The sequence below is a fragment of the Runella sp. genome, from assembly GCF_965279615.1.
Classification (GTDB): domain Bacteria; phylum Bacteroidota; class Bacteroidia; order Cytophagales; family Spirosomataceae; genus Runella.
The window spans coordinates 130,117-144,050 of the sequence record NZ_OZ257252.1; the positions used below are offsets into that span (position 1 = coordinate 130,117).

Consider the following 13,934-nt stretch of genomic DNA (forward strand, 5'->3'; position numbering starts at 1 on the left):
CATACTTTTCATGGAACTAAAACGTTATTTTTACGGGACTTTTCCACATTATTTGAAAGCAAAAGCCTGAAAGCGAGTCGTTTAATGCGAATCAACCAACACCTTGCCACTTCCACCGGTCTCCAACTGCTTCTGCTGCTGGGGGTTGCGTCATTTTTTTCGGGTTGCTCTCAATACAGCACAGGCGGCTTAAGCGTGGGGTATCACAACCTCAACGCGAAATTTAATGCGTACATCATAGCGCGTGACAAAATGCGCGAAGCCGAAATGGCGATGCGCAAAAACCGCAAAGAAGACTACAATCAGATTCTTCCGATCCTACCCATTCTTGATTCTACGGAAGCACAACCCGTCAATGATCTGTTGCAGGATGTGATCAAAAAAGCCTCTTTGGTACCGGATCGCCACCAAAACAGTAAATGGGTTGACAATGCCTACGTGTTGATCGGAAAAGCGCGCCTGTATAAAGGACAATTTACAGATGGTATCGAAACGCTTCGCTACGTAAATGCCAAAGGCCGTGATGAAGAAGACAAACACGAAGGGCTGATATGGCTGATGCGCGCGTATGTCGAAACCAAGGATTATAACAGCGCCCTGAGCGTGGCGGAATACCTGCGCAGTCAGCCATTGAATGATAAAAACACCCGGGATTATTATTTGGTCAAGGCGTATCTGCACCAACAAAAACAGGAATATACTTTGTCATTGGCGATTTTGGAGGAAACATTTGATTTACTTCCAAAAGGTGAAGAAACGGCCCGTATACATTTCTCAGCGGCTCAAATGTACGATCTGTTGGAAAAACCGCAGGCAGCCAATGTTCACTATAAAGAAGTGTTTCGTAACAACCCTTCGTACGATCTGGGATTTTTTGCGAATATGAATTCATTGCAGAACGATGCCCTGACCAACACCAACGTATCGACCGAAGGTGGGTTTAAACGGATGCTTAGCGACCGTAAGAACAGCGACCTGCGCGACCGCCTTTATTATTCAATGGGAGTGATCGAAACACGGAAGAAAAACTATCCCGCAGCCATTCGCTTTTTTGAAGAATCTGTACGCCAGACTACAACCAATACTACGCAGGTGCCGTACACTTACCTTGAAATGGCGAAAGTGTATTATGATAAGCTTCAAAATTATGAGTTAGCCAAAGCGTATTTTGACAGTTCGTTGGCACTTTTACCCAAAACGTCTCCGCAATTTCAAAAGATCACAGAACGTAAGGATGTATTGGACGAATTTGTAAAGCAATTGACTACGATTCGTACCGAAGACAGTCTGCAACGTCTTTCGCAAATGAATCCGGGCACGCTTGATAAATTTTTGGATGGTGTCATCGAAAAAGAATTGGAAGAACAGGCACGTAAAGTAAAAGAAGCCCAAAAGCTGGTGGAACAGGCCAGAACACTCAATGCCAATGTCTTGAATTTTAACGGTGATCCGGCTGATCGGTTCGTATTGTCTGACCCGACTGCTATGGCGCTGGGCAAAACGGAGTTTCGGCAGCGTTGGGGAAACCGACCGTTGGAGGATGACTGGCGACGAAGTTCAAAGGTGGCCGCGTTGTTGACCCAAACGGACAATATTACGCCGGTAGCTTCCGGTCAAAAGCCGGCAAATGCTAATTCCAATGGTGATGCTGTTGCCATGACCAAGGATTCTCCCGAATGGAAAGCCAAAAAAGATGCACTCTATCGAAATATTCCTTTGAAAAAAACAGAGTTGGATGCTTCTAACCAACGCATGGAAGATGCCTACTACAAATTAGGGAAAATATACAAATTCAGTTTGGTGGAACCTGAAAATGCCGTAAAAACGTTTCTGACCACGTTGGAGCGTTTTCCTGCCACGAATTATAAACCTGAGCTCTATTACTTACTCTTTCTGACAGACCAAAAAGGCAAACCCGAAGACTGGAAAGCAAAGCTTCTGGCTGAATTTCCCAATTCTTCCTACACACGCCTGTTGACCAAAACCAACGGTTCCATTGCCGCAACGGGAAATCCGGAATTGGAAGCGATCAAAGATTATGAGAAAATATTGAATCTCTACCAAAATGCCAATTATTCAGAGGCATTTGCGCAATTGGAAATGGCCATCGTAACCTATTCGGGAAGCAAGGTAGAAGATAAATATGCGTTGCTTCGGATCTATCTTCTTGGCAAACTTCAAGGCCGGGAAGCCTACCTAAAAGCACTGAACAGCTTTATTAAAGATTTTCCTACCAGTCCTTTACTTCCGCGCGTCAGGGAGGTTTTGGAAGCACAGCAATCTACATCCATCAAGAAAAATGGCTAATAAGTCTATTGTGTTGCCCGATGTTCTTGAAAAAATCCTTATTATTGCGCTTAGAGTAGAAGTTATCCGTATGTCCATTTTGAAGTTGATACTACAACCTGAACCTTATTCCATTTGCTGAAATCAATACTTCATTTTTTGAAAAGCAGGACAATACTTGACCGATAACGATTAACGATTTACTTCAATATGGCATTTTTGAAAGGAAAGTACCGCAAATCTATTATTGTATTCTGGCAATTAGCCGCAGTTGTTATTGGAGGAGCCGTTTTGTATATTACTGCGGTTTACTTCAATTTTTTTTGGTTGTTTGGCGGAATGCCTGATTTGAAAGCGATCGAAAACCCTGAAAGTCAGGTGGCATCGGAAATTCTCTCCGCTGACGGCCAAACGCTTTCTAAGTATTTTATAGAAAATCGTACGCCGGTGGAGTTTGACCAACTTTCACCTAATATTGTCAAAGCCCTTATTGCTACGGAAGATGCCCGCTTTGTAAAACATTCCGGTATCGATCCGCGCTCCATGTTTCGGGTATTGAAAGGCGTGGCTTCCAGCGAAGCGGGAACCACGGGAGGAGGAAGTACCCTGACCCAACAATTGGCCAAAAACCTGTTCCAAACCCGAAGTGATAAATTCAAGGGTTGGTTAGGTGATTTACCCTTAATTAAGACGGTGATTTCCAAAACAAAAGAATGGATATTGTCGGTGAGATTGGAGCGTAATTACACCAAGCAGGAGATCATGACGATGTACCTGAACACGGTTTCGTTCGGAAATAATGCCGATGGTATCAAAACAGCTTCCAAAACCTACTTCCGGAAAGAACCCTGGAACCTGGAGTTGACCGAAGCGGCGCTGTTGGTCGGAATGTTGCAAAATCCTTCGCGTTATAATCCCCGTATCTTTAAAGAACGGGCGTTGGAACGGCGAAATGTGGTGTTGGGCCAAATGGTGAAATACGGTTTTTTGTCACAGGAGACATTTTTTGCCAATAAAGTCAAGCCATTGGGGTTGAATTTCAATATTGAAAACCATAATACCGGACCTGCCCCATATTTTCGGGAAGTATTGCGGGACTGGATGAAAACGTGGTTGGCGCAGTACAATCAGGAAAACGGCACCGATTATGATCTGTACACTGATGGATTGCGCATCCATACAACAATTGATTCGCGAATGCAGGATTATGCCGAGCAAGCTGCCGAGCAACACATGAAAGACCAGCAGGTGAAGTTCTTTAATCACTTCAAAGAGTTGAAAATGAATCCTTGGGTGGTAAAAGGTACCGGAGGAGGTTATGCACCGGACCCGAATTTTGAGAAAAGAGCTGTAAAACGCAGTTGGCGATATAAGGAATTGAAGCGGATTTTGGGTGAAGATGAAGAAAAAATATGGGCCGAACTGCGCAAACCCATCAAAATGAAGGTGTTTTCGTGGCGCGGTGACCGTGATACCATCATGAGTCCGTTGGATTCTATCAAGTATTATAACAAGTTTTTACGCATTGGGATGGTGTCAATGGACCCTCGCAACGGCGACGTTAAAGCGTGGGTTGGGGGAATCAATTACAAGCACTTCAAGTACGATCAGGTATATCAGGGCAAGCGCCAACCGGGCTCTACCTTCAAACCCTTTGTATATTGCACAGCCATTGATGGGAATTATGTAACCCCCTGTGACCCTATTATTGACCGTCAGGTATGCATAGGCGATTGGTGCCCTAAAAACTCAACGGGTTCCTACTCAGGGCAACCACTCACATTGCGACAGGCATTGGCAAAATCTGTTAACTCAATCAGTGTTCATTTAATGAAGATGGTCAGACCTAAAAAGGTGGTAGAATATGCCCATAAATTAGGTATTACAAGCCCTATTCCTGAAGAAGTGACCATTTGTTTGGGAACACCTAACGTTTCTGTGTTTGAAATGGTGAATGCCTATTGCACGTTTGCTAACAGTGGTAAACACGTTGACCCACGTTTTGTCACACGCATAGAAACAAAAGACGGGCTTGTTTTGGCCGAATTTCCACCAAACGAAAAAGAAGTAATAAGTCCAAGTGTGGCCTACCAAATGTTATTTATTATGCGTGGTGCGGTAGAAGATCCATGGGGAACTGCTCAACGTTTACGCACCCAATACAAACTGTCTGATAATAACGAAATTGCGGCTAAAACCGGAACAACTTCCGATTATACCGATGGTTGGTTCATGGGAATCACGCCTAATCTCGTAACGGGAGTTTGGGTTGGCGGTGAAGACAACCACGTTCACTTTACCTCAATGGCACTTGGACAGGGGGCACGAATAGCCATGCCTGCGTGGGGACTTTATATGCAAAAAGTGTACGCAGATCCCGATTTGGCAGGGAATGACCGCTCACCGTATCGGCGTGACCGATTTATAAAGCCTGATGGTATGGATGTGAATATCGGTTGTGGCGGGGTGAAAATTGATACGCTGAATACCTATTTACGTCCGAAAGTAACCGACGACGAAAGTATATTATTTTAGAAGTCGGGAGTCAGAAGTGAGGAGTCAGAAATATTTTCGTGCCTCACTTCTGATTTCTGATTCCTCCCTTCTAACTATGAAATTCCTGCTCGCTCCCGATAAATTCCGAGGTTCACTCACGGCGTATGAAGTATGTCAGGCCATGAGCGAAGGAATACGTGAAGTAATTCCTGATGCAGCTATTGTGGTACTTCCAATGGCGGATGGGGGAGAGGGTACTGCTGAAATCCTGACGCTTAACGCGGGTGGTAAGATGCACACTGCTATCGTTTCCGATCCGTTGGGAAGAAACATTGAGGCCGAATACGGACTTTCTTCCGATGGGAAAACCGCATTTATCGAAATGGCAACTGCTTCCGGTTTGCGGTTGCTTCAATCCGAAGAACGAAACCCCCTCAAAACGACCACTTTTGGTACGGGCCAACTTATTGAAGAGGCTTATCAAAAAGGTGCACGTCATATTATTTTAGGAATTGGCGGCAGTGCCACTACGGATGGCGGTATTGGAATGGCTGCCGCATTGGGGTGGCAATTTTTGGATTCGGACGAAAATACATTGTCGCCTAATGGCGAAAATATGATCAAAATAGATCAGATTCTACCGCCAAATGAATCTCTCTCATTGACCGTTGAAGTGGCCTGTGATGTAACGGCACCACTTTTTGGACAAGAGGGGGCAGCTTATATATATGGCCCGCAAAAAGGAGCTGACGCAATGATGGTGACGCAATTGGAAGAAGGGCTTCAACATCTGGCGTTAGTCGTCAAGCGTGATTTTGGCGTTGACATTGCCCAAGTGCCGGGGACCGGTGCTGCCGGCGGATTGGGCTTTGGGGCGCTGTTTTTTCTAAAAGCTATTCTGAAAGAAGGCGTTAAGATCGTCATGGAGCAAACTCATTTTGAAGAACAGTTGATCGATACCGATTTTGTATTCACGGGTGAAGGAAAAATAGATGAACAAACCCTGCAAGGCAAACTCATTGCCGGAATAGCGGGGGCCGCTCAAAAGCAGAATATTCCGGTGGTGGCTTTATGCGGTGCCTTAATGGTTTCTCCTTCCGACCTGAATCAGTTGGGAATTACCTACGCTACGTCTATTTTACCCCGCCCTATGACCCTCCATGAAGCCATTCCGGTGGCATATGAAGGCGTTAAAAACACTACTCACTACCTTGTAAATCTTCTCAATCAAGTTAAAATAACCCACCGAAATGATCAATTTACTTAAAAATACCCTTGGCCGCCTTCGCATTATCGGCTTTTTGGAAGGCGTTTCTTTTCTGGTACTTCTCTTCATTGCCATGCCCCTAAAATACATGGCAGGTCAGCCGTTGGCCGTGAAATTCACGGGAATGGCGCATGGCTTACTTTTCGTATTGTATGTGTTATACGTAGTAATGGCTAAGATAGAATACAACTGGTCAATCAAAAAATCACTGTTGGCTTTTGTCGCTTCGCTTGTTCCTTTTGGCACATTTTGGGCGGATGTGAAATTATTTCGCTAAACCACTACTGTTTATTTTGAGGCTTCGATCAATCGACGGATTCGATTGGACAGTTCTGTGTTTTGGTAGATACCGCCAAATTGCTGTGATTGAGGCCCATACGCATAGACCGGCACCATGATGGCTGAATGGCCTTTTGAGGCAAAATTTCCATTGGCCATTCCGGTAGCCTCGTTACCGCCCGTAACGCTCATGCCACCGGTTTCGTGGTCGGCAGTGACAATGACGAGGGTTTGCCCATCCTGATCGGCAAAACGCAGGGCTTCACCTACCGCCCGGTCAAAATCCAATACTTCATTGACTACATATTCGGTATTATTTGCGTGACCGGCATAGTCGATCTGTGCGCCTTCGGCCATAATGAAAAATCCTTTTGCGGCGGTTTTTTGAAAATGATTCATACTTTCTTTCACCGTTAACGGTAAGAAATTGCCGCGCCCTTTTTCAAATGAAATCCCTGCCTGATCGTCTAAAACAACGAATCGTTCGGCTTTATTCGGATTGGATATTTCTGCGTATGTTCGAATTACTCCGAATTGCCGTGCCTTGAGAGAGTCGCCCAAATTGGCTTTGTCTTTGCGGTCAAAAAAGTATTTCGTACCGCCACCGGCCAAAATGTCCATGGGTTCTTTGAGGAAATCCATGGCAATTTCTTCCTGCATACTGCGCTTGGGCTGATGCGCATAAAACACCGCAGGAGTGGCATCTGTGATTGGCCCCGACGAAATAATGGCACATTTCTTACCTTTTTGTTTGGCAGCAAAGGCGATGGAAGGGCGGGAAACCAACGTAGCATCCATGCCAATGATGCCGTTTTTGGTTTTGTAACCCGTGGCAATGGCAGTGCCGGCAGCGGCTGAATCGGTGATAAACGTTTCGGCCGGTTGGGTTTGCATCAATCCTAAGTATTTAAACAATGCCATGTGCAATTGTCCGTGATTCGCGATCAATCCGGTGTGCATTTGGGCAAGGCCCATACCGTCGCCGATCAGCAGAATGATATTTTTAGGCGTCTTGTTTTGGCCATCACTTTTGTAAGTGGGCTGATAAGGAATGTAAGCAGGCGCACTATTGGTGTATTGACTATCGGCTGATTTGCTGCTTTTGAAGTAGTTCATCAATGCCTGAGGATTATCGCTGCCGATCCAATCCACTCCCACGGCCATCAATTCTTTCCAAACAGCCTCGTTGTCAGGGGCGCCCCAAAAGCGAACTTTTTTGCCTTTTTGATGCGCACGATTGACCAAATCAACCAATTTTTCACGATCTTCTTTGGGAAATATTCCCAAGCCATTCCAGCGCGATACGGCGCTGAACGGAGCGCTGAACAGCGGCACGCGAGCCAACGCTGCTTCAGAGTATGTTTCCTCAAAGCGTCCATCAAACGAGATCCAGGAAGGATATTTACCGAAATCATTGGGCGAAGGCATATTGCCGCTGATAACCACTTTGACGGGTTTGTTATCACCGAATACGTACGGCAAACGGTTCAGTAGATCGACCAATGTTGCCAAAGCAGGAGCAGCGGGCGTTTTAAGATCGATCAGTAATTGCATAGGATACATTTTCCCTTCTCGGTGTTGCGCGGCGAGCGGTTGCAGGTACAAGGCATGCAGCGTACGTTCCGGCTTTATTTCATCGGGATTGTGTGCCACCATAAGCTCACCGTCTTTGAGGTAAACATCCGCTTCTATGGCACCGCACTGAAGGTTGTATGCCCCAAAAAAAGGATTGGCCTGAGCATAGTCATTGTGAGAATGAACGTTGGCGGCAGTGTACGTAATCTGGCAATGACCTTGCAGTGCTGTAAGATAAGCAACAAGAACAGTTAGGAGAAAATGTCTCATGGAAATGGATAGAATCGAGTATAGCATACAGCAAAAGTAATTTTTTATTGCCGTATTCTTAAAAAGTAATGACATCGGGAAAAGAAGTGTTGCGAAATTCCTGCGTGTCAAATGCATCGTTTTGGATTTTGGAGCGACCTGTGGTGCAGTGTTGACGCCATCCCCATTTGAGTTTCCAGTGCGCATGAGGAATAGGTATTTTGCGTTTTATCGGTGATTTCATGGTGCTGTTTTTGGAAGCAAAACAACACTTTTACTATTTCTTCAGCATGATGTTCTCATTAACTTTTTGTGAAATATGGTTTTGGGTAGCTCAAAAAGTTGTCTTTCCGAAAGAGAGGTTGCCAAAATTACCTCCGGTGTTGTATCTTTGCTTCATGCAAAATCCGCAAGCCAATAATCCTCTTCACGGCATCACCCTTGAAATGATGCTGAACCATCTGGTGGCTCATTATGGGTGGGAAACCATGAGTGAGTACGTCAATATTCGTTGTTTTCAATACGACCCGAGCATTAAATCCAGTTTGGCATTTCTGCGTAAAACGCCTTGGGCGCGGACAAAAGTGGAGCAACTGTATCTGATGAGCCTGAATGATTAACTAACGCACTCGTCCCAACCCGAACTGGTCTCCTAATGTTATAGGTTTTGGACCGTTGAAGTGAATTTCCATCATTTTTTCACTGTGTACGCCCTGACCGTTCTCGTCTTTTAAGGTAGTAATGATTTTGTGCGTAGCCACATCAATGATTTCACCCGTTGATGGGTAACCATGTTTTCCGTCCAGACTGAACGTGATCCAGCCGGGTTGATCCCGTAACGGCAGACTGCCGATTTGGCGCGGTGGCAAGGCCGTAGCATCAAAGAAATGCACTTGCTGATTGGCACCGTCCACTACCCAAACTTCTTTTTCGTCGGGCGTAAGCCCTACGCCGTGACTTGGACACGCATGACGTTTGACCGGGCCTTTCTGAAAACCGCTGACTTCTACGCGGTGCAGCATTTTGCCGGTTTTTAGGTCGCCGATCTCAAATCCAAGCAATTCATTCACGTTTACGTAGCACAATGTCTGTTTGCCATTGACCGTAAAAGGGCGAATCGACGCACTGAACGGCCCGACCTGACGCGTTTCTGTTGGTCTTTGGGCATTTACAACCGTTAGATACGGCGAACGCAGTCCTTCCAAATACACTTCTTTTCCATTCAATCCAAACAATGTATTGTGCGCTCCCGAATTCAGAACGATCTTTTGTTTTATGTCACCCGTAGTCGCATCAAGTATTGACCAATGGTCTTTCTCGAAGGTGGGTAAGTAAATGGTTTTTCCGTCGGGAGAGATCGCCATGCGGTCGCATCCTTCGTCGTATTTGCGTTCCCACTTTACTTTTTCGGTGGTTAAGTCAATGCATTGCAATGTTTGTATTGTGCTGATATAGATGCTGTTAGTGCTTATGCTTGCACAGATGCCTTTTACGTTTATGGGTTTTCCATCGGTATCCAAACCTGCGGTGGGAATGCGTTTTACAAACCGGTAATTATTGTCAATATCAAAGACCAACAAACCGTGTCCGCCATATTCCAAATAATTTCGAATGCCGGGAGTCGCTACGTACAAATACCGTTTTACGGCCGTTGGTTTGTGCTTGTTCTTAGGAGTCGTATTTGTAAACAGAAGCACAGCGATAGACAAAAGCAAAGCTGATTTCAGGAGATTTGACAGTACGTTTTTCATCGGAGAGGTTTGAGTTAAATGACAGCGGCACCCATTTTAAAGAAAAGGATTGTTTACTGTTTATATAACCTACGGCTAAGATTATAAAGGCGCTAACTATTTAGAGAGCAGCAATTTTGATGATAGAGTAGTAGAAAGTACCCCATTGTATGATTTTAATACAAAGTAGGAATTTACTGCTTAAAAATAAGCTTAGATAACCCAAAACTATATCTGTATCATGAAATCCAACCGTCGAAATTTTATTCAAAAGCTGGGCGTGGGTACCGCAGGCATGGGACTCGCGGGAGCGTTACCGCTTTCTTCTGAGGCAAAAACTCCTCTCAAAGACAAAGGCGATGAGCAGGTCTTATTTGTCGGGGACAATATTGCCGTGGCAAATACAAAGTACGGCAAAGTAAGAGGCTATATTTTGCGAGGTATTCATACCTATTTGGGGATTCCTTACGGAGCCGATACGTCGGGCGAGAATCGTTTTATGCCTCCCCAAAAACCTAAAGCCTGGAGCGACGTAAAACCGGCGGTTTGGTGGGGTAATACAGCCCCTCAGATCATGGAAAAACGCTACGCGGATGCCTATTCGTCGTTTGTAGATCACTGGAACTATGACGATGTAAGCGAAGATTGCCTGAAACTTAACGTGTGGACACCCGCGTTGGATGCCAAAAAACGCCCCGTTATTGTTTGGCTGCACGGCGGCGGATTTGTGAATGGAAACGGAATTGAGCAGGATGGCTACAACGGAGAAAACCTCAGCCGAATGGGTGATGTGGTTTTTTGCTCGTTGAACCACCGTCTCGGAACTTTGGGTTACACTAATTTGGCCGGCGTAGGCGGTGAAAAGTTCGCCGCTTCGGGCAATGTTGGAATGCTCGACATCGTGGCAGCCCTGGAATGGGTGCGGGACAATATTGCCAATTTCGGCGGCGACCCCGGCAGCGTAACGATCATCGGCCAATCGGGCGGGGGCGCCAAGGTATGTGCCCTCACGGCTATGCCTTCTGCCAAAGGATTGTTTCATAAAGCCGTGGCCTTGAGCGGCTCCATGCTTGGTGGCGTTTCCAAAGAATATTCGGAAAAATTGGGCGAGTTAGTGCTCAAAGAAGCAGGCCTTGCGCCAAATGAGATCGGAAAGTTGCAACAAATTCCGTGGCGAGAATACATTGACATAGCCAACCGCGCCGCAACCAAAGCCGCTGATGAAGCGCGTCGCCTTGGATTGACCCGTGCAGGATTCAGCCCCGTAGCGGATGGGCGTTTTATGATGGATAAGCCTTTTTATGCTGACAACTCACATTTTTCGTCAGAAATTCCGATGATCATTTGCTCTACCTTCAATGAATCTTCGCCCAGCCGCGTAGATTCATCGTTGGAAAAAGTATCGTTAGCGGATGTCAAAGAAAAGATAAAAACGCGCTTCGGTGATAAATCAAGTGAAGTAGCCGATGCGTATGCCAAGGTTTTTCCCGATAAAAAACCCATTGAGATCTGGTCGATGGTGATGAGCAATCGTAAGAATGCCATTGCGGCTGCCGATGCGAAATCCAAACAAAAAGCGCCGGTATATTTGGCTTGGTTTGGTTGGCAACCTCCGCTTTTCGATGGTAGAATGCGGGCGTTCCATTGCAATGATATTTGTTTTTGGTTCAACAACACCGACCTCATGCTTACGCACACGGGCGGAGGCGCAAGACCGCGTCGTTTGTCGGAAAAGATGGCTAAAACATTTGTAAATTTTGCCCGTACGGGAAATCCAAACGGTGGCGGATTGCCAACTTGGCCGCGCTATACCTCCGAAAACGGCGAAACAATGATTTTGGACGACGTTTGCTTGGTCAGAAATGATCCCGACCGCGAAGCAAGAAAGGCGTTACCTTAATAGGTTTTGGCTTACTGTAAAACCCGTTAGGCATCAATGGTTTAACGGGTTTTTGCTTTAAAATCCGTGGGTTGTGAACCTGAAAACGAGAGTATTGGAGTAATTTATTTATTCCTGAAGTAATCCCAGGTTTGTCGGAAGCCCATCGAGGCTGACCAAATTTTTTTCCTTAATGTATTCGGCTAAGCCATCTTCGCCTTTTTTATCGGCCCATTCAAAATGAATGTCGCGCTCGCCTTTGTATTCAAATTGGGGAATACCAAATCCGCAGGAAGTTTGTACCAAGTCGATATCGGCGACAATGATCTGACGCGTACTGGGGTAAATGGTAAAATGAGAAGCATAGGAAGCCCATTCTTCGGAAGTCGGCAGTATAACAGAGCCTTTTCCGTATAATCTGAGAATGAGGGGAGCGGCATCAAAAGAGCAAAACATGAAGGTGACTTTTCCATTGGCGAGCAGATGAGCGGATGTTTCATTGCCACTGCCGATCAGATCCATGTACGCCACTTTATTATCCGACAAAACCCTGAAACAATCTAACCCTTTGGGCGACAGATTGATATGCCCTTCGGAGGTGAGGGGGGCAGTACTGACAAAAAATAAGTGCTGTTTTTCGATGAAACTGCGGTGGTTGGTCTTAATAGAAGTGAAAAAATTTCCCATGGCAGGTTGAGTTTAATTCGTTTTACAAAATTAACTATGCCTCCGCCGGAAAAAAAATAAACCCTTGAAATCCACCTTAAAAAAAGGCGATTCAAGGGTTTTATGACCTAAAACCGGAATTCTTAGAAGTTTGGTTTCAGCAGGTACTTCGCGTAGAACTCGTCAATGACGTGAACGGCTTCTTCGGCGGTATCGACCAAACTAAACAGTTTAAGGTCTTCAGGGTTGATATTGCGTTCGGTGTCGAGCATGGTGGACTTGATCCAGTCCATAAGGCCTGACCAATAATCTTTTCCTACCATAACAATGGGAAAACGCCCGATCTTTTTGGTTTGGATGAGGGTCAACGCTTCAAAAAGCTCGTCCAGTGTTCCAAATCCACCCGGCATGACCACAAATCCCTGCGAGTATTTGACAAACATTACTTTGCGTACAAAGAAAAAATCGAAGTTAATGTTCTTGTCGGGGTCAATGTATAGATTACTGTGTTGTTCGAAGGGAAGTTTGATGTTCAATCCCACCGATTTTCCGCCCTGCTCAAAAGCTCCTTTGCTCCCTGCTTCCATGATTCCGGGGCCACCGCCCGTGATCACTCCGTAACCGTGACGGACGAGTTTAGCAGCTATTTCTTCCGTTATTTTGTAATAAGGATGATCGGGTTTGGTACGGGCAGAACCGAAAATGGAAACACAAGGGCCGATTTTAGCCAACTTATCAAATCCTTCTACAAATTCTGCCAACACTTTAAATATTACCCACGAATCTGCTGTTTTTATTTCATTCCAATTTTTGTCCTCAAAGGCTTGACGAATTTGCTCTTCGTCATTCAATAATTCAAATTCTGACATGTTTTGACTTTGTTTTCAAGGCTCATTCATTTTTGTGGTTTCTAAAAAAGAAACTCAAAAACACGGAGACGGGTTGTTAAATTATTCAAGTCCGTTTCGTAAGGTTTTGTACCTTTGCGAGAACGGCAATCAATAACGAAAATAATTCTAATTATAGTTCAAGGTATGGCTAAAAAAATTGCAATTGGTGGCGACCACGCCGGATTCTCGTTGAAACAGCCCTTGGTCGAGTGGCTTAAAGAGCAAGGATATGATGTAACAGACTTCGGAACCTACAGTGACGCATCGGCTGATTACGCCGATTTTGCGCATCCGGTCGCGTTAGCTGTTGAAAAAGGTGACTTTGACATGGGTATTTTGGTCTGCGGCAGCGGTCAGGGAGTAGCCATTACGGCCAATAAACATCAGGGCATTCGGGCCGCGTTGGTATGGGATACGCCGTTGGCGGCGCTGTCGCGACAGCACAATGATGCCAATATCATTTGTTTGCCCGCGCGGTTCATTGCGCAGGAAACAGCCTTTGAATGCGTTAATATATTTTTAAATACTGAATTTGAAGGCGGCCGTCATGCCGTTCGGGTCAATAAGATCGCTTGCTGAGTATACTCGCGGAAGGCGAATGTAGGATAAATTGTTTA

Annotated in this window: 12 protein-coding genes; 7 read left to right on the forward strand and 5 right to left on the reverse strand. The window is 45.5% G+C overall.

The features are described 5' to 3' along the window. Positions 1–84 precede the first annotated feature (84 nt). From ACQY73_RS00590 to ACQY73_RS00605, 4 genes are all read left to right on the forward strand, one after another. Entirely contained in the window at positions 85–2,307 is a 2,223-nt protein-coding gene (locus ACQY73_RS00590) for a tetratricopeptide repeat protein (protein ID WP_428659986.1), read from the forward strand. A 189-nt stretch (positions 2,308–2,496) separates the two neighbouring features. Beyond that, the gene (locus ACQY73_RS00595; protein ID WP_428659989.1) at positions 2,497–4,821 is read left to right on the forward strand and encodes a penicillin-binding protein 1A; all 2,325 of its coding nucleotides are present in this window, start codon (positions 2,497–2,499) and stop codon (positions 4,819–4,821) included. A 76-nt stretch (positions 4,822–4,897) separates the two neighbouring features. Beyond that, positions 4,898–6,049 carry a glycerate kinase gene (locus tag ACQY73_RS00600; RefSeq protein ID WP_428659992.1) on the forward strand — a complete coding sequence of 384 codons (1,152 nt, stop codon included), beginning with the start codon at positions 4,898–4,900 and terminating at the stop codon, positions 6,047–6,049. Further along, a complete protein-coding gene (locus ACQY73_RS00605) occupies positions 6,033–6,326 on the forward strand; it encodes a DUF3817 domain-containing protein (RefSeq protein WP_428659994.1) in 294 nt (97 codons plus the stop codon). Before ACQY73_RS00600 ends, ACQY73_RS00605 begins: the two co-directional genes overlap by 17 nt. A gap of 11 nt (positions 6,327–6,337) precedes the next feature. Here the strand turns inward: ACQY73_RS00605 and ACQY73_RS00610 are convergent, their stop codons facing one another. Both ACQY73_RS00610 and ACQY73_RS00615 read right to left on the reverse strand, forming a co-directional pair. Beyond that, the gene (locus tag ACQY73_RS00610) at positions 6,338–8,173 is read right to left on the reverse strand and encodes an alkaline phosphatase (RefSeq protein WP_428668595.1); all 1,836 of its coding nucleotides are present in this window, start codon (positions 8,171–8,173) and stop codon (positions 6,338–6,340) included. 58 nt (positions 8,174–8,231) lie between these two features. Beyond that, complete coding sequence (locus ACQY73_RS00615) at positions 8,232–8,396, reverse strand: hypothetical protein (RefSeq protein ID WP_428668607.1); 165 nt, start codon at positions 8,394–8,396, stop codon at positions 8,232–8,234. A gap of 154 nt (positions 8,397–8,550) precedes the next feature. On the opposite strand from ACQY73_RS00615, the gene ACQY73_RS00620 reads away from it, so the two are divergent. Beyond that, entirely contained in the window at positions 8,551–8,772 is a 222-nt protein-coding gene (locus tag ACQY73_RS00620; RefSeq protein WP_428659997.1) for a VF530 family DNA-binding protein, read from the forward strand. Here ACQY73_RS00620 and ACQY73_RS00625 read toward each other — a convergent pair whose 3' ends face one another. Continuing rightward, positions 8,773–9,903 (reverse strand): YncE family protein, encoded by a 1,131-nt coding sequence (locus ACQY73_RS00625; RefSeq protein ID WP_428660000.1) that lies wholly within the window; start codon positions 9,901–9,903, stop codon positions 8,773–8,775. It lies immediately after the preceding gene. A 220-nt stretch (positions 9,904–10,123) separates the two neighbouring features. Between ACQY73_RS00625 and ACQY73_RS00630 the strand changes: the two genes are divergently transcribed. Then, positions 10,124–11,782 carry a carboxylesterase/lipase family protein gene (locus ACQY73_RS00630; protein WP_428660003.1) on the forward strand — a complete coding sequence of 553 codons (1,659 nt, stop codon included), beginning with the start codon at positions 10,124–10,126 and terminating at the stop codon, positions 11,780–11,782. 108 nt (positions 11,783–11,890) lie between these two features. Here the strand turns inward: ACQY73_RS00630 and ACQY73_RS00635 are convergent, their stop codons facing one another. Beyond that, complete coding sequence (locus tag ACQY73_RS00635) at positions 11,891–12,448, reverse strand: pyridoxamine 5'-phosphate oxidase family protein (protein ID WP_428660006.1); 558 nt, start codon at positions 12,446–12,448, stop codon at positions 11,891–11,893. 122 nt (positions 12,449–12,570) lie between these two features. Further along, positions 12,571–13,296, reverse strand: a complete 726-nt coding sequence (locus ACQY73_RS00640; protein WP_428660009.1) for a TIGR00730 family Rossman fold protein — start codon at positions 13,294–13,296, stop codon at positions 12,571–12,573. 165 nt (positions 13,297–13,461) lie between these two features. Here ACQY73_RS00640 and rpiB point away from each other — a divergent pair, with 165 nt between their 5' ends. Further along, a complete protein-coding gene (rpiB, locus tag ACQY73_RS00645; protein WP_428660012.1) occupies positions 13,462–13,896 on the forward strand; it encodes a ribose 5-phosphate isomerase B in 435 nt (144 codons plus the stop codon). The last annotated feature ends 38 nt before the right edge of the window (positions 13,897–13,934 follow it).